16 protein-coding genes are annotated in these 15,730 nt (G+C 71.1%); 15 read left to right on the top strand and 1 reads right to left on the bottom strand.

The window, feature by feature from the left end:
* Nucleotides 1–7: 7 nt before the first annotated feature.
* The 15 genes from ACIBCM_RS23330 to ACIBCM_RS23260 all read left to right on the top strand — a co-directional run bounded on the left by ACIBCM_RS23330 (nt 8) and on the right by ACIBCM_RS23260 (nt 12,981).
* Nucleotides 8–835, top strand: a complete 828-nt coding sequence (locus tag ACIBCM_RS23330; RefSeq protein ID WP_399246161.1) for a hydroxypyruvate isomerase family protein — start codon at nt 8–10, stop codon at nt 833–835.
* Between the two features lie 43 nt (nt 836–878).
* Complete coding sequence (locus ACIBCM_RS23325; protein ID WP_399246159.1) at nt 879–1,736, top strand: dTMP kinase; 858 nt, start codon at nt 879–881, stop codon at nt 1,734–1,736.
* Nucleotides 1,724–2,428 (top strand): ribulose-phosphate 3-epimerase, encoded by a 705-nt coding sequence (locus ACIBCM_RS23320; protein ID WP_399246157.1) that lies wholly within the window; start codon nt 1,724–1,726, stop codon nt 2,426–2,428. The genes ACIBCM_RS23325 and ACIBCM_RS23320 overlap by 13 nt, the downstream gene beginning before the upstream one ends.
* Nucleotides 2,425–3,216 (top strand): HAD family hydrolase, encoded by a 792-nt coding sequence (locus ACIBCM_RS23315; RefSeq protein ID WP_399246155.1) that lies wholly within the window; start codon nt 2,425–2,427, stop codon nt 3,214–3,216. Before ACIBCM_RS23320 ends, ACIBCM_RS23315 begins: the two co-directional genes overlap by 4 nt.
* Nucleotides 3,209–4,039: a hypothetical protein gene (locus ACIBCM_RS23310; RefSeq protein WP_399246153.1), complete on the top strand. Its 831-nt coding sequence runs from the start codon at nt 3,209–3,211 to the stop codon at nt 4,037–4,039. Before ACIBCM_RS23315 ends, ACIBCM_RS23310 begins: the two co-directional genes overlap by 8 nt.
* On the top strand, nt 4,036–5,175 hold the full coding sequence (locus ACIBCM_RS23305; protein ID WP_399246151.1) for a hypothetical protein: 1,140 nt from the start codon (nt 4,036–4,038) through the stop codon (nt 5,173–5,175). The genes ACIBCM_RS23310 and ACIBCM_RS23305 overlap by 4 nt, the downstream gene beginning before the upstream one ends.
* Nucleotides 5,172–6,071: a nucleotidyltransferase family protein gene (locus ACIBCM_RS23300; protein ID WP_399246149.1), complete on the top strand. Its 900-nt coding sequence runs from the start codon at nt 5,172–5,174 to the stop codon at nt 6,069–6,071. Before ACIBCM_RS23305 ends, ACIBCM_RS23300 begins: the two co-directional genes overlap by 4 nt.
* A complete protein-coding gene (locus ACIBCM_RS23295) occupies nt 6,068–6,637 on the top strand; it encodes an AAA family ATPase (RefSeq protein WP_399246147.1) in 570 nt (189 codons plus the stop codon). The genes ACIBCM_RS23300 and ACIBCM_RS23295 overlap by 4 nt, the downstream gene beginning before the upstream one ends.
* Nucleotides 6,634–7,464: an inositol monophosphatase family protein gene (locus tag ACIBCM_RS23290; RefSeq protein WP_399246145.1), complete on the top strand. Its 831-nt coding sequence runs from the start codon at nt 6,634–6,636 to the stop codon at nt 7,462–7,464. Before ACIBCM_RS23295 ends, ACIBCM_RS23290 begins: the two co-directional genes overlap by 4 nt.
* Complete coding sequence (locus ACIBCM_RS23285) at nt 7,458–8,135, top strand: dTMP kinase (RefSeq protein WP_399246143.1); 678 nt, start codon at nt 7,458–7,460, stop codon at nt 8,133–8,135. The genes ACIBCM_RS23290 and ACIBCM_RS23285 overlap by 7 nt, the downstream gene beginning before the upstream one ends.
* 58 nt (nt 8,136–8,193) lie before the next feature.
* Nucleotides 8,194–9,150 carry an aminoglycoside phosphotransferase family protein gene (locus ACIBCM_RS23280; RefSeq protein ID WP_399246141.1) on the top strand — a complete coding sequence of 319 codons (957 nt, stop codon included), beginning with the start codon at nt 8,194–8,196 and terminating at the stop codon, nt 9,148–9,150.
* Between the two features lie 69 nt (nt 9,151–9,219).
* Complete coding sequence (locus ACIBCM_RS23275; protein WP_399246139.1) at nt 9,220–10,269, top strand: radical SAM protein; 1,050 nt, start codon at nt 9,220–9,222, stop codon at nt 10,267–10,269.
* Complete coding sequence (locus ACIBCM_RS23270) at nt 10,266–11,366, top strand: DegT/DnrJ/EryC1/StrS family aminotransferase (RefSeq protein ID WP_399246137.1); 1,101 nt, start codon at nt 10,266–10,268, stop codon at nt 11,364–11,366. The genes ACIBCM_RS23275 and ACIBCM_RS23270 overlap by 4 nt, the downstream gene beginning before the upstream one ends.
* Nucleotides 11,363–12,013, top strand: a complete 651-nt coding sequence (locus tag ACIBCM_RS23265; protein ID WP_399246135.1) for an HAD family hydrolase — start codon at nt 11,363–11,365, stop codon at nt 12,011–12,013. The genes ACIBCM_RS23270 and ACIBCM_RS23265 overlap by 4 nt, the downstream gene beginning before the upstream one ends.
* A gap of 200 nt (nt 12,014–12,213) precedes the next feature.
* Nucleotides 12,214–12,981 (top strand): class I SAM-dependent methyltransferase, encoded by a 768-nt coding sequence (locus ACIBCM_RS23260; protein ID WP_399246133.1) that lies wholly within the window; start codon nt 12,214–12,216, stop codon nt 12,979–12,981.
* A 29-nt stretch (nt 12,982–13,010) separates the two neighbouring features.
* Here the strand turns inward: ACIBCM_RS23260 and ACIBCM_RS23255 are convergent, their stop codons facing one another.
* Nucleotides 13,011–13,658: a hypothetical protein gene (locus tag ACIBCM_RS23255; protein ID WP_399246131.1), complete on the bottom strand. Its 648-nt coding sequence runs from the start codon at nt 13,656–13,658 to the stop codon at nt 13,011–13,013.
* Between the last annotated feature and the right edge of the window lie 2,072 nt (nt 13,659–15,730).

The following is a 15,730-nucleotide window of genomic DNA, read 5'->3' as shown; positions in this document are numbered from 1 at the left end:
GACCACGATGAACACCGGCGCCCTGAAGTTCGCCGCGAACCTGTCCATGCTCTACGGCCACCTGCCGCTCCTGGAGCGGCCCGCCGCCGCGGCCGCCGCCGGATTCGAGGCGGCCGAGATCTGGTGGCCCTTCGACTCCCCCGTCCCGGCCGACCGCGACGTCGACGCCCTGACCGCCGCCCTGAGCGACGCGGGCCTGCAGCTGGTCGCGATGAACTTCCTCGAGGGCGACATGCGCGCCGGCGACCGCGGGCTGCTGTCCGTCCCCAGCCGCGCAGACCAGTTCCGCGACAGCATCGCCACCGCCGTCGACTTCGCCGACCGGACCGGCTGCCGCGTCCTGAACGCCCTCTACGGCAACCGGCAGCCGGAGACGGACCACGGCGCCCAGGACGAGCTCGCTCTGGAGAACCTGGTGGCGGCGGCGCGCGCCGCCCACCAGGTGAAGGCGTCAGTGGTGCTGGAGACCATCAGCCGCCAGGAGGCCCCCGACTACCCGCTCAGCGACGCCGACGCGACGGTCGCCATGGCCGACCGCGTGAACGAAGCCGCCGGCCTGTCGAACACCGGGTTCCTGTGCGACCTGTACCACCACGGCCGTAACGGCGAGGACATCCCCGCTCTGCTGCAGCGCCACGAGGGGCGCATCGTGCACTTCCAGATCGCGGACACCCCCGGACGCGGGCGCCCCGGCTCCGGTGTCCTCGACTATCCGGCCTTCTTCGCGCTCATCGACGCCGCGGGCTACGACGGCTGGATCGGTCTGGAGTACGAGCCGACCCGCGACGCGAAGGTCGACTTCGACTGGCTGCCCTCTCTGACCGCCCGCGCCTGACCCTGCCGTATCCCGCCCGTCAACTGCCTGGAGAGGAGCCCCGATGCGCCCCGGCACGCAAGGCAGCGCCGTCGGCCCGCCGCTGCAACCCGCCCCCGTCCCGTCGGCCCGACCGCTGGCACCGGTCGGCCTGTGTCCCTCCGCGTGGCGGATCGGCGGCGCACGCGGGCTCCTGGTCAGCACCGAAGGCGTCTGGGGAGCGGGCAAGACTACGACCGCCGAACTGGCCGGCAACCAGCTGCGGGCCGCGGGCTTCACGGTGGCCGTCCTCCACTACGGGCCCCGCCCCGGCACGATCGGACGGCTGTCCGAGGTCCTCGAAACGCAGCCCCTGCGCGCCCGCACCGGCGCCGGCGGCTACGCACTCGCCCATCACGCCACCGTCGACGTCCTGCTGCGCCTGTGCCGCGAAGCCCACCATCACCAGACGTTCTACGAGCCGGCGCTGGCAGAGCACGACGTCGTCATCATCGACCACGGCGTCTACTCCAAGATCGCCTGGGCACTGACCGTCCTGACCGAGACCCAGCCAGACGCCCCCGCGGACGAGACCCTTCAGCGCCTGCACGACATCGTGGCGCCCTGGTTCCTCCACCCCGACCTGGCCGTCTTCCTGAACACCCCCTGGCCGCTGGCCCGCGAACGCGCCATCGCCCGCGGCCGGGGAGGCGGCAACCCCGCCGCGATCGAGCGCCTGCTGTTCCTCCCCCGGTACGAGGCGGCATACCGGCAGGTGCTCGACGCCCACCGCCCACGCGTCCTGCCCCTCCAAGTGGGCCTGCGCGAAGCACCGGAGGTGGCCGACGAGATGGCCGCCGCGATCACCGGACGGCTCCGCGCACCCCTGCCCGCGCCCCGCCCCAGAAACCTCGACGAGATGAGTTCCCTGTGTCCTTCCTGACCGACTGGCCGCGCGAGCGGACCGTGATCGACGCCTCCTTGTGGTCCGCCGACCTGGGAGCGCTGACCGCCGAGGTCGCGCGGATCGGCCCTCACGCCGACTCCTTCCACTTCGACGCCTCCGACACGTCCTTCACCCGCGACGCGATCTTCTTTGCCGACCTAGTGCGCGCGCTGCGCCCCCGCACCACGGTTCCCTTCCACGTCCATCTGATGGCGCACCGCCCGGCCGAGCTGGCCGCGGCGTTCGCCGACGCCGGCGCGGACCTGATCACCGTCCACGCCGAAGCCGACGGCGCCTTGGAGGCGATCGATCGCATCCGCGCCGGAGGCCAGGCCGCCGGCCTCGCGCTCACGCTGGACCTGGCGCCCGAGTACGTCGAGGACCTCCTCGAATCCGTCGACGCCGTCACCATGGTCGGCACCCCTCTGGGCACCAAGGGCACCGGCATGGTCCCCGAAGCCCTGGAGCGCATGCAGGTCATCCGCGAGATCCTCGACCGGCGCGGCACGGACATCCCCCTGCTGGCCGACGGCGGGATCCGCGAGCACACCGTGCCCGACCTCGTCGCCGCCGGGGCCACCGGCGTCGTGGCGGGCTCCCTGCTTTTCGCCAGCGCCGACCCGGCCTCGACCGCCGCGTGGATCCGCAGCCAGCGCACCATCGCGCGTGCGGACGAAGGTGTCCGGTGACCCCTTCGGCGCTGCCCCTGTCGGGGTGGACGGTCAGCCTCGACCTGTGGGGCACCCTCCTCACCAACGGCGACCGGAAGGCCGCGGCCGGCTGGCGGCTCACGGAGTTCGGCCGCGTCCTTGACGTCTACGGCCACCACCCCGCGCCGGAGAAGCTGAGCGAGATTGTGGGGCGCACCCGCAAGGAGGCGGCGCACCAGCAGCGGACGACCGGGGCGCAGCCGGACGTCGAGGCTCAGGTCGGGGCGGTGCTCGACGAGCTCGGCATCGACCGGGAGACGCCCGATCTGCTGAAGCTGCTGCTCGCGGTGCACACGCACGCGGTGCTGCGGGCCTGCCCGCAGCCGATCCCTGGGGCCATCGCGACCTTGGACGCGATCAAGGCCGCGGGCGGGCGCCTGGTGCTGACGTCCAACACGCTGGCGACGCCGTCGGACGTGCACCGGCTCCTACTGACCGATCTCGGCCTGCTGGACCGCTTCGACGACGTGCTGTTCTCCGGCGACCTGAGGGTCGCCAAGCCCCGCCGTGAGGTGTTCGCGGCCGTCGCCGAGCGGGCTGGCACGCCGCTGGAGCGCATCGTCCACGTTGGCGACGACCCACTCACCGACGTGGACGGTGCTCTGGGCGCCGGATGCCACGCCGTCCACTACAACCCTCGCCGCGAGGCCACCGCCCGGCCCCGCGTCCCCGACTTCGCCGACCACGCCGAACTGCCGGCCCTACTGGTCTCCCTGCACGGTGCTGCCGCTGCGAAGCCGATCTCACGGAGCGCTTCCCATGACTGACCTGCCCACCGGCCCCGCCTCCACTGCGGGCACTGCCCTCCTGGACACCGCGGGCAACGGGGTGGACCGCCACCTGTCCGACCTGCTCGCCACGGCAGCAAACGCCCCAGCTTGCTACCTGGCCGACCACGGCGCCGCCCGCGCCGCCTGCGACGCGGGGACCGACCCGGTCCTCTACACCGCACATCGCGACATCCTCCCGCCCACCCGGGCCCTGGGCGCCGAGTGGTTCGCCGACCTGTGCACCTACCGGCCCGGCCAGCTGCCCGGCGGCGAACTCAACCGCTCGATCGGCCACTGGAACACCCCGGCCCAGCTAGAGATATTCGAAGTCCTGTCCGGACGCGTACTGATGATCACCGCCTGGCACGACCTGTCCGGTATCCCGGTGCTGAACTGGCAGGCGCGCGGGCCCGGCGACCTGGTGGCCGTGCCGTTCGGAGCCTGGCACCAGACCTCGATCCTGGACGGACCCGCCGTCGTGTTCAACATCTACACCGACCTGCCCGGCACCGAGCAGCGGCACACCAGCCGGCACGCCGCCCAGCACACCGAGATCAAGTACCGCTCCAGCGCGCCGGTGGAGATCACCGCGATCCGGGCCGAGGTCGGCTTCGCCCTGACCGGGTCCCGGCACGGCCGGGACCACTGGGGGCGCGGGGAGCAGGCCGTCGAGTCGGCGTGGTTGCACAAGGCCGTCGGCCCCGCCGGTCTCGTCACCCTTCACACCTCCGCGTCCGCCGACCGGCTGGCCCGGCTGGTCGACGCCGCCCGCGCGCATCTGCCCCAGGCTCAGCCCCAGCAGGCAGGGAAGCGCCCGTGACCATCCGCGCCGCCGACCAACTGCTTACCCAGCAGCCGGGCAAGGTCTGGGACACCACGTTCCGCCAAGCTGAGGCCAGCGTCTGTCTGCGGACCAACTCCAAGACCGCCCTCACCCACGCCACCGGCACCCTGTACGCCTACGAGCAGACCGGCACTCCCGGCGCGCGCTGGCAGATCGACCTCCTGGTTGCCGACGGCCTGGCGTACCAAGAGGTCGAGGGCTTCGCCGACGCGCCCACGATCGAGATCGGGCCCCGCCTGATGGCCGCCGTGCTCGCGCGGCCCGGCGGCCAAGCCTTCTGGGTGGAGGCGCTGCACACCCTGATCGTGGCCGACACCCAGCAGTCAACGGTCACCGTGCGATGCGCCCAGGAGTCGGCGGCGCTGCACTGGGCGGCGCGGCTGCCCCGGCAGGCCATCACCGCCCAACTACTGGAGAACGGCGCGGTCTACGCGCACACCGCGGCCTTCTCCCGGGGCGGGCGCGGCGTCGTCATCGCCGGCCACCGAGGCCGCGGCAAGACCACCACCCTGCTGTCCTGCCTGCACCGCCTCGGCGCCGACTACGTCACCAACGACCGGCTCCTGCTGCGCACCGAGGACAAGGGCCGGCTCGCCGGGTACGTGTGGCCCGCGCGGCTGCGGGCCGGTATCGGCACGCTGAGCGCCCTGCCGCACCTGGCCGACCTGGTTCCGGCCGAGCAGCGGGCGGTGCCCGCCGAACAGCGGTGGGCGAGCCGCCCCAAGGTACCCATTGAGCCGTGGGACTTCGCCCGGCTGCTGTCCGGCGACGGCCGCGTGCTCGGCTCGGTCCGCCCGGCCATGCTGGTCTTCCCCCAGCTCGACCTCGACCGGACCACGGTGCGCGTCGAGCAGGTCGGGCGCGCCGAGGCCCGCGCCGAGCTGCTGCGCACCCGCCTGTTCATGACCGATCCAGGCCGCGGGCCCAGTTCCCACATCAACCACTGGCTCTGGCCCGCCCCCGACCCGGCCGTCACCGACCGCGACCTGGGCCGCGTGGTCGACGTGCTCGCCGAACTGCCCTGCTACCGGATCCATGCCGACGGCGACCCGGCCGCCCTCGCCGACGCCGTCGCAGGACTCCTCGACACGGGCCCGGAGGCGCACCGGTGAACGCCACTACCATGCCCATCCCCGCCGCGCCACCGGGGCTGCCCGGCGCCGCCGGACTCGGCGCAGCAGTCCTGCGGTGGCTGTGCGATCCCCGCCCGGTCGCCGCCCCGGCCGAGCTGGATTCCGCCGCGCTGGGTGCGGCGCTTCAGGCGGCGATCGACGCCAAACTGGTCTGCCTGCTGGCCGACCATCTGCTCCACAACCGCGCGGACGCCGACCTGTCCCGCGCAATGTGCTCCGTCCTCGGCCAGATCGTGCGCGCCAACGCGCTGCACAACCGGCTCCACTACGGTGAAGCCGTCCGCATCGTGGAAGTGCTGGCCCGCCGCGACGTCCCTGTCGCGGTGCTGAACGGCCTCGCCTACACCAACCTGTACCCGCCCGGCAGACTGCGGCAGTTCACCGACATCGATCTCCTGGTCGGCGCCGCCGACCTGGACACGGCCCTGGACGTCCTGGCCGAGCTCGGCTTCACGGATCAAGGGCGCGGCGCGCACACACGCCGACGGGCCACGGGGGACGCGCTGACGCCCACCGTCAGCGTCGACATCACCACCAGCCTGGGCCACACCGCCGACCCGGCGGGCGTACGGGCCGCGCTGGCCCGGACCGAGACCAGCGACGGCCCCGACGCCGGAGAGCAGCTGCCGGTCCTCGCCCGGGCGGACGCACTGTGGCACACGCTCGCCCGTCTTGCCGCGCGCTCGCGCTGGAGCGGTCTGGCCGACGCCGCCCGCCTCGCCCTGGCCGACCCGGCACTCTCCCGCGAGGTCGGGGCGGAGGTTCCGGAGCTGGTGCGTGCGGGCTGGGCGGTGCTGCACACCCACCTGCCCGACCTGATTCCCGGCCCGCCGGTGGCCGGTGACGGGCCGGGCCGAGGGGAGCCAGCCCGGTGATCGTGCAACTGGCCGGCCTGCCCGGCACCGGCAAGACCACCCTCGCCCGGGAACTGACCCGTGCGCTCGGCCCGAAGGCCCTGTTCCTCGACAAGGACCGGATCCGCGACGCGCTGTTCGGTCCACACCTGGTCGCCTACACCCGTGAACAGGACGACTTCTGCGTCCACGTAATGCACCTGACGGCTGCCCGGCACCTCGGCGAGCACCCGGGCGCGGCCGTGGTCCTCGACGGCCGCACCTGCTCACGCCGCTACCAGGTCGAGGACGTGAAGCGGCTGGCCGAGGGGACCGGCCAGCCGCTGCGCATCATCGAATGCGTCTGCCCCGACGACGTCGCCGCCGCCCGCCTACACATGGATGTGCAGGCGGGCACCCACCCAGCCGCCAACCGCGACCCCGAACTCCACCGACGACTCAAGGCATCCGCGGAGCCGATCACCGTCCCCACGCTGCGCCTGGACACCAGCGCCTCCGTCCCGGACTGCACCCGCACCACCCTTGCCTACCTGATGGCCGAGCACCCGCCCACCCGACCTGCTCCGAAGGGAGCCCTCACCACATGAACCCCGACCTCCCGGTGCTGCTCGACCTCGCCCGCTCGGTCACCGAACGGGCCGAGCAGCAGCTGCTCGACCTCACCCCGGACCTGATCACCGCCAAGGGCGACCGCGACATGGTCACCAACGTCGATCTCGCCATCGAAAGCGAGGCCCGCAAGGCCTTCCTGAACGGGGCCCCCGGCATCGGCTTCGTCGGCGAGGAGGAGGGCGGCGACGTCGACGCCGACACCTACTGGATCATCGACCCGGTCGACGGCACCGCGAACTTCATCCGCGGCCTGCCGCTGTGCGGGATCTCCCTCGCGCTCGTCCACCACGGCGTGCCCGTCCTCGGCGTCATCCATCTGCCCCTGATCGGCCGCCGCTACTGGGCCGCCCAGGGCCTGGGCGCCTACCGCGACGGCCAGCGCATCAGCGCCGCCGGCACCAGCACGCTGCCCGAGGCGATGATCGCCGTCGGCGACTACGGGACGGGTCCCGACGGCCCCGAGCGCAACCGCGTCGCCCTTGCCATCCAGGCGCTTCTCGCTGAGCACGCCCAGCGCGTGCGCATGCTCGGGTCCGCCGCCGTGGACCTCGCCCTCGTCGCCGACGGCACCCTCGACGCCGCCATCACCCTGGGCAACCACGACTGGGACATGGCCGCAGGCGCCATCATCGCCCGCGAGGCCGGCGCCGTCGTCTTGGACACCGACGGCCGACCCCACACCCCCGCCTCGCTCACCACCATCGCGACGGCGCCCGGCCTACGCGACGCCGTCCTGGGCATCCTCGCGACCACCACCGCGGGCACCCCGTGGTCGGCCACATCGGGGAGCCCGGCATGCTGATCGCGTTCGAGGGCCTGCCCGGAGCTGGAAAGACCACCCAGTCCCGGCTCCTCGCCGAACTCCTCACCCGCGAGAAGGTGCCGGTCAACTACCTGCCCGACAACCTGACCCGCACTGAGGACACCCTGGGCAGCACGCTCCTGGACCTCTTCGCCAGCGGCGACCCCTTCTCCCGGCACGGCAGCGCTGTCACCGACACGATGCTCGCCACTGCGATCCGCGCCAATACCGTCGCCACGCACATCGCCCCCGCCCTCACGGCCGGGCAGACGGTCATCGAAGACCGCGGCACCCACACCATCGAGTCGTACAGCCTCGCCACCCTCCTGCAAAAACACACCGGCCGCCCCGCGGACGGCATCGGGTGGCTGCGGTCCGTCTCCGCGATGTCCGGGCTGTCGGCCGACGTAGCAGTGTGGCTGCGCCTGCCCGCCGACGAGGCCATCGCCCGGGCCGCCCAACGCGAGGGACGCGCCTACACCGCCGAGCAGCACGCCTTCCTGCGCCACGTCCACGACGCCTACGCCCACCTCGACGCCGACGACCCGGGCCTGGTCACCGTCGACGTCCTCGGGCTCACGCCCCTCCAGGTCCACCGGGCCGTCATCGACGCGCTCGCCGAACGCGTCCCGATACCCATCCCGGCCGAGCACAGTTCTTCCATGCAGTAGAGCGAACCGACCCGTTTCTCCCGTACCGCCGACCACCAGACGTCACGGAGTACCCCGCATGCACCCCACGCGCCTCGCCCCGCCCGCCGAGCTCCTCACCGACCTGCGCGAGGTCTGCACCTGCAGCGAGACCCGCCTCAAGGAAGTGCTGGAGGGCCACGGCCTGCGCCCGCTCACGGGTGGCTTCCAGAACCACGTCTACGCCTGGGACGACCCCGAGGCCGGGCCCATCTGTGTCAAGCTCTACGCCAAGGGCAACCACCGCCGGCGCGTGGACCGCGAGTGGGCGGCCCTGACGCTGCTCGCCGAGCACGACGTCAGCGACGTCCCCCGCCCGCTGTGGCTCGACCAGCACGACACGACCCCCGCCATCGGCATGACGCTACTCAAGGGCACGCCGCTGCTGGAGAGCCCCGATCACGAAGCCGCCCTCAAGGGCCTGGCCCACACCACCCAGCGCCTCCACGACGTGCCCCTGTCCGGGCTGCTCGCCGACCTCGAGCGCATCGACTCCGGCACCCACTACATGCTGCGCCTGACCGGCAGCTGGCCCGAACTCCTCACCGGTCACGAGGACGACCCGCTGACCGCCGACATGCGCGCCTTGCTCACCGCCTGGCACGCCAGCGGCGACGCCGAACTCGTGGGCGAAACCCCCACCCCAGCCGTGCTCTCCCGCGGCGACTCCAACCTCCTCAACTGGCTGCGCGACGGCGCCTCCAGTCCCTGCGTCGACTTCGAGTACAGCGGGCACAGCACCGTCCACTTCGACGCCGCCGACCTGATCGAACACATCAGCGCCCGCGAGATCCCCGACAGCACCTGGATCACGCTCCTGCCCGACCTCGGCGTCACCCCCGCCAACCGCCACCTCTTCCTCGCCGCCCAGCGCACCTGCGCTCTGCGCTGGCTCGCCGTGTTGTGGAAGCAGCGGCACACCCGCGCCGACGAGTTCGCCGCCCAGCACGCCCGCGTACGGCTCCTGCAGAGCCCCGACAGCCCCTGGCACGGCTGAACACCCGTCCAACCAGCCGACGAGCAGCGGCGGCGGCCCCGCTGTGCTCCGACTACGTGAGGGAAGACCATGACCGCGATACCGAGGACCGCCAGCCTGCTGTGGGCGCTGCGTTCCTACTGCGCCTCGCACAAGTGCAAGCCCTGCTACTTCACCTGGCTCGACGAGCAGCGCGTCGACAAGACCCCGGGCCTGCTGTCGCACTTCTCGCCCCACGATCTGCCCACCGAGCAGGTGATGGCCTTCGCCCGTACCCTCCCCGGCTCGGCCGTACGGCGGGTGTTCCTCGCCGGCGGCGAGCCGCTCATGTGGCGGCCGATCCTCGACCTCATCGAGATCCTCAAGGGCGGCGGGCTCGAGGTCGTGGTGTGCACCAGCGGCGTGGCCCTGAACCAGCTGGACATGGCCCGCCGTCTGGTGGAGCTGGGCGTGGACGGCGTCTCCGTGTCGCTGGACTCCACCGACCCCGACTACAACGACGCCTGGCGCCCGCCCCGCAAGGACGGCGACGGCTGGGAAGGCGTCATCAGCGGGATCAAGACCCTGCTGGCCGCCCGCGGCCCGTCAGTCCGGCCCCGGGTCGGCCTCTACACTGTCATCACCAAGCTGAACCTGCCGGACATCACCGGCGTGCCGCAGCTGGCCGCCGATCTGGGCTGCGATTACGCCGTGCCCCAGCCGGTCGCCCTGCCCCAGGGCCACAGCCTCCATGACACCCTGTTCCTCACCGACGCCGAACTTCCCCTCCTTGAGGAACAGTTCGACCATCTCTACGCCTCCGGGCTCCCCCTCCAGCTGCCGCCCCGCACCTACCCCGGTCAGGTCGCCTCCGCCGTCCACCAGCTCCGGGGAGCCGTCGAGGGCTGCTTCGGCGGCGACACCCTGTACTTCGCCGAGCCCGACGGCTCGCTCTGGGACTGCCCGTCCTCCCTCAAGATGGCCGCCACGCCGACCGAGCGCCACCGCACCATCAAGGGCACCGACGCGGCCGAGCTGTTCGGCAAGCCCTCCGGCTGCGGAAGCGACTGCGCCCTGTTCAGCGTCGACTGCGTGAACATGTGGCCCCTGATGGACTTCGACCGGGTGCTGGACACCACGACCTCCGGGAGCCCGGCGTGACGACGACCTCGGAGGCCCTGGCCGCACTGAAGGCGCCCCTCGACCGCATGCCGGACCCGGCCGGCCGCGCCGAGGCCGCCGCCCTGGAAGCCGAACTCGCCACCGTCCACGGGGTCCGGCACGCCATCGCGGTCTCCTCCGGGACGGCGGCCCTGCACACCGCGCTGGTCGCCTGCAACGTCGGCCCCGGCGACGAGGTTCTCCTCCCCTCCGCCACCGTGATCATGACGGTGTCCGCCGTGACGGCCGTCGGTGCCCATCCCGTCTTCGTCGACACCGCCGAGGACGGGCGCGGCATGGACCTGCCCGACGTGGCCGCCAAGACCACCGCGCGCACCCGCGCGATCAACCCCGTCCATCTGGCCGGACGCACCGACGGCCTGATCGACCTGGCCGCATACGCGCAGTCGGCCGGCCTGCACGTCATCGAGGACGCCTGCCAGGCCCAGGGCAGTACCACCCGCGGCCGGGCGGCCGGAACGGTCGGCAGCATCGGCTGCTTCTCCCTCAAGGACGGCAAGATCATCTCCTGCGGGGAGGGCGGCTACCTTCTCACCGACGACGACACCCTCGCCGAGCGCGCCGCCGCGTACCGCACACACTGGCTCACCCCCGCCCCCGGCGCACCGGCCGCCAGCCGACGCGGGATGAACTACCGCCTGGCCGAACCCCTCGCCGCGCTCGCCCGGCTCAACCTGAAGGGCCTGGACCAAGCCGTGGCCCGGCGCCGCGAGCAGGCCCACCGGCTCTACGACCTCGTCGGCGACACCCCGGGGCTCACCGTGCACGCCCCGGGGCCCGGAGATACTCCCAACGGCTACAGCGCCCTGTGGCGGGTGGACCTCGACCGCCCCCGGGACTTCAGCGCCCGCCTAGCCGAGGCTGGTGTCGCCAACTCGGTTGGCACCTACCGGCTCCGGGCGGCGCACCAGCACCCTGCCTGCCAAGACCTGAGCCCGGCCGACTGCCCGCGCGCCGCCGAGGCAGTGGACCGGATGCTGGCCGTCACCCTCCAGCAACGGACCATGGAGGCCGACCTGCGCCGCTTCGCCGAGACCATCCGGTGCGAGGCCAAGACCTGGGCGGAGGGCCAATGACTGCGAACCCCCCGCCGCCGCTCGTCCCTGCGGCCGAGCCCACGGTGGACGAGCTGCTCCAGGACGTCGAGGGTGTCGTCGTCGACTGGGACGGCACCGTCGTCGACAACGCCGAGATCCGGCTGAGCGCGCTCCAGCACGCCCTGGCCCCGTACGGCGTGGACGTCGACCCGCAGTGGTACACCCTGAACTGCGGGCTTCCCATCCGTGAGATCATCGCCCGACTCGCGGGCCCGCGCACCCTGCCCGTCGAGGAGATCGTGCCCGCCAGCCAGGGCCTACTCCTCAACGGCCCGCCGCCGCGGCTGATCGACAGCACGATCGGCCTCCTGCGCCGGGCCGATGCTCTGGGTCTGCCACGGGCCGTCGCCTCCGCCGCGGCCGGAGTCCTCATCCATCCCGTCATCGACCGGCTCGGCCTCGGCGCGCTCCTGCCGGTCGTGGTGACGGCCGAGTCGGTGGCCCGGGGAAAGCCGGCCCCCGACTCCTACCTGGAGGCCGCCCGGCTGATCGGGCGGGCCCCCGCCCGGTGCCTGGCCGTGGACGACGCACCGGACGGCCTCACGTCCGCGCTGGAGGCGGGCATGCGGGTCCTCGCCGTCCGCGACGGCCTACTCGTCCCCATGCCCGGCCGTATCCCGGGGTGAGCCCGCGTTGCCTCCGCCGGGCCCCGCAGGCTGGACAGGGGCAACGCAGCGGCGCCCGTCTGATGACCGGAATCAGCCCGCCCCCGGCTGTTCCGCCGACGTGGCTGCCGACGTGCCCCGTCCCCGGATTGGCATCCCCCGCCGGGGCACGGAGCGGCAGCTCATCCGCCCCCCCTGGCCCGGCCGTCCTTCGGAGTGACATGCCCCGCAATGCCGATACTGATCAAGAACCGTGGTGGATCACGAACTACCGTGGCCGCAACCCCCTCCAGCGGTACAGCCACCACAACCGCACCAAGACGCGCCGCACCGTCGACTTCTACATCCGCTACCTGAGTCTTGAGCCCAACCAGACGATTCTCGATCTGTGTTGCGCCTTCGGTCGCCACACGCACGAGCTCACCCAGCGCGGCTTCCCGCGCGCTGTCGGGGTGGATCTGTCCGCCGACATGCTTGCGCACGCGATCTCGTCGGATGCCGCCGGTGGCCAGCGCCCGCGCTTCCTACGCGCCGACATCCGCGCGCTGCCTTTCGAAAACGCATCCGTCGATGCCGCCCTGATGCTGCGAAGCTTCGGGTTCCTCGACACCACCAGGGAAGACCTCGGCGTTTTCGAGGAAATCGCCCGAGTTCTACGTCCCGGTGCCTTCTTGGGAATGGACCATTTCCCGCCCCACAGCGCCACCACCAAAGTGGGCACCCGGGTCCTCGAAGGCCCGGCGGCGACGACCATCGTACGTACCACCTGGGATCCAGCGACCGCCCGACTCAACAGCCACATGTCCACCCGCTACGAGGACGGCCGCGTTGATCCGCTCCGCAGTTCGTCTCGCCTCTACACACCTGAGGAACTGGGGGCGATGCTGGTCGAGGCCGGCTTCGCGGTGCAGGGGCAGTTCGGCGGCTATGACGGCAGCCCCATCTCTGAGGACAGCACACGGTGTGTCGTCATCGCACGACGCGTGTGACTCGTGGTCCCGGCCAAGGCCACGAGTCGTCAGTCGAACAACGAACCCTGAACAGCCGAGGGGGGAAGGTACTTCTCCTCGACCGGTTTCGGTGCCGTTCCGGCGATGTCCTCCAGCTGGGCAAGCGTCGACCAGCGGCTCTCGATCGCACCACGTTCGACCGCACGCTGAAACACCTGGGTCACAACCCATGCCTCCTGAGTCGCCGGGCGCCGGCCCGGGCGCAGGTGCACGCCCAGGTTCTGCCCGAGCGGCTCGAGCCCTCCTTCGACGCCCGGACACACCCTCCGCGCCAGGGCGACCGCGTCCCACAGAGTGAGGGAGGCAAGACGCGGGCAGGCGGCTCGCTCATTATGCAGCAGTGCGGCCTCGATGAAGCCCAGAGCGGCAACGATCCGGTGCGGCTGCGCCGTCAGATGCCGCTCGACCTCCCGCAGGGCGAGCCCTGCGGATCCCCCAGGCAGGTCATGAGGCAACCGGGGCAGGCGCGGCTCTTCCGAAAACAGCGTTCGTTCTTCCTGGATGTCCCGGTGAACCCGCCACAGCGGCCGCCAGTCCTTGCCGCTGAGCGCGAGGGCCGCAACCGCTGTCGGGACCAGTCCGCCAAGCTGACTGTGCAGCTCGACGTCGAGGACCACGAAAGTGGTGGAACTGAATTCGGCATCCATCATCCGCACCGACACCACGATATCGAACCGTGTGACGGTACGGAGTACATCTCACAGCTCATGCGGTCGGCTGGCGAGCTCCACTCTGGCCTGCAGCGACCTGCTCGACCTGATGCCCAACGGCGGATGGGAGAACACTCCGCTGACCGCGGGCCTCCCGACGTGGCAGGTCGCCCTCATCACTGCGAACTCCCTGCCCGACAAGCAGTACCGCGTTCCGCTGCAACGGCTCCTCAACGATGCAGCAGATATACGGCGAAGCGCCCAGCCTCCTCTCGGCCAGGTCATCGGCGCACGAACCGGATGTCCGAGAACGGTTCCCGAACCTGCAGATGTCCCGCTCCCTGACCGAGACACTCAGGCCAGATCCGCAAGCACTGCGAAGGAGCTGGGCTCACTGGCCTTGCGCCGCGCCCCCGGATCGACGGGACGGAAAGCACGTGACCGGTGGGCAGCAGGGACCGCAACAACGATTTCGGCTCACCAGGCCCGCGCCCGGTTCCCCTGCTTCGCCCTGCTGTGCTCGCCGTCATCTTGATCGCCACGCAACCGCCCCGGCCTTCCCTTCCCGCACCGGAACGGCCGGACTCCCAGGGCACGAGCATCTATCGGCGTACAAGTCGGCCAGTGCCTTTGCATCTATGCAGGTACTGCCCCGTCACTGGAGCAAACCCCAGGTATCAGGCTGAACCGGTGCACCATATCCCAGGTCGCAATCAAGACCTGCGTCCACGATGGGTGCGAAACCGGCCATCCTCCGGTCGGGCAGTCGCACTTTCGTGAGCAACTTCCCTACCTCGCCTGCTGAGAGAGAGCAGCCCAGATGGCTGCGGTCTTGCAGGTGTACCGTGGTGGCCCTCAGCGTTCGCCCGATGGCCGGGGCTGCAGTGAACGCCCCAGGTCACGCCCGGCGCCAGATGGGGTCTCCGAATTCAGCCTGGGGTACTCGTGGCTTCACCCTGCCTGGCGTGAAACGGAGTGGTGAACCCCAGCGAGCATCGGATGCGTGTCACCCAGACCCGTCCGTTCGATGAGCATCCTGGCCGAGCAGCGGTACCCGCGACGGCACTCCGCGCCGAGCACCACCCATCCTTGGCATTCGCCCCCACTCTGAATTGGCAGACTGAAAACGGCAGCTCTTCTCTTGCAGCGCCCGCCGCAGGTCAGGCCCCTGGTGGGTGGGAAGATCCGCCATGCAGGTGTGGGCGTCCCCGAGGAGGGCACGGCTTTCAAGGCTCGGTCTCACCGCCGCAGTCGCCCTCTTCGTCGCGCGCCAACGACACTTCTTGATTTCGAGGTTGACGATCTGCGCAGAGGCTCGCGTCGCCGCGTTTGGCAGCCCCGAATAGCGGGGCTGCCAAACGCGGCAGGGACAAGGTAGGCGCAGCCGCGAGCGGCACCTACCGGAAGCGACCCTTCTCGCCACGCGCCCCTGGACTCTGACCGTGCGGAACCGGTTCGCACCTGACACGGCAGGCTGAACAAAAGTCAGTCGCACTGACGGACCATCAGCTGAGGCGGAGGCTGCGACCAGGCCGACCGCGAAGGCGCAGCCACAGCAACCACCCCAAGCCACCCTCCCCCGCGACCGGCACTTTTGAGACATGCCCCGGTTGACGGATGATCAACAGGATTCTAGGTTCGATGCATTCAGCAAGTAATGGGCCAGATTGTGCGACCGGGGGCGTTTCAAGGATTCAAGATTGCCAGTTCTTTGCCCACCGGCCTGGCTCGTAGTATCCATTCAAGAATATTTGCCATTTGGTTCTGGCGCCATCCGGTACCGTCCGGCGCTGTCGTCCCTCCGACAGCTCTTGGCTAGGACTCCAAAATCAGGCTCAGAAGAATTCCATTCGCGTAATCGATTCAGAGGAAAGCGGATGTGGTGGCGAAAGCACCTACTGCCGAAGGTGCGTGTACGGAGGGGAGTCGAGCGTGATCTTCAGCGCGCGCTGCGACGGGAATTGCAGGATCTCGGCATCCAGCCTCCGCTCAGCGTTGAGGAGCTGTGCCGGGCGTTGGCCAACCAGCGGGGACGTCCCATTCAGCTTGAGGCCCGTGCGCTCCCCGCTTCGGGGCCG

Source organism: Streptomyces sp. NPDC051018 (genome assembly GCF_044456085.1).
Lineage (GTDB): Bacteria > Actinomycetota > Actinomycetes > Streptomycetales > Streptomycetaceae > Streptomyces.
This window is presented reverse-complemented; position numbering and strand designations above follow the sequence as displayed.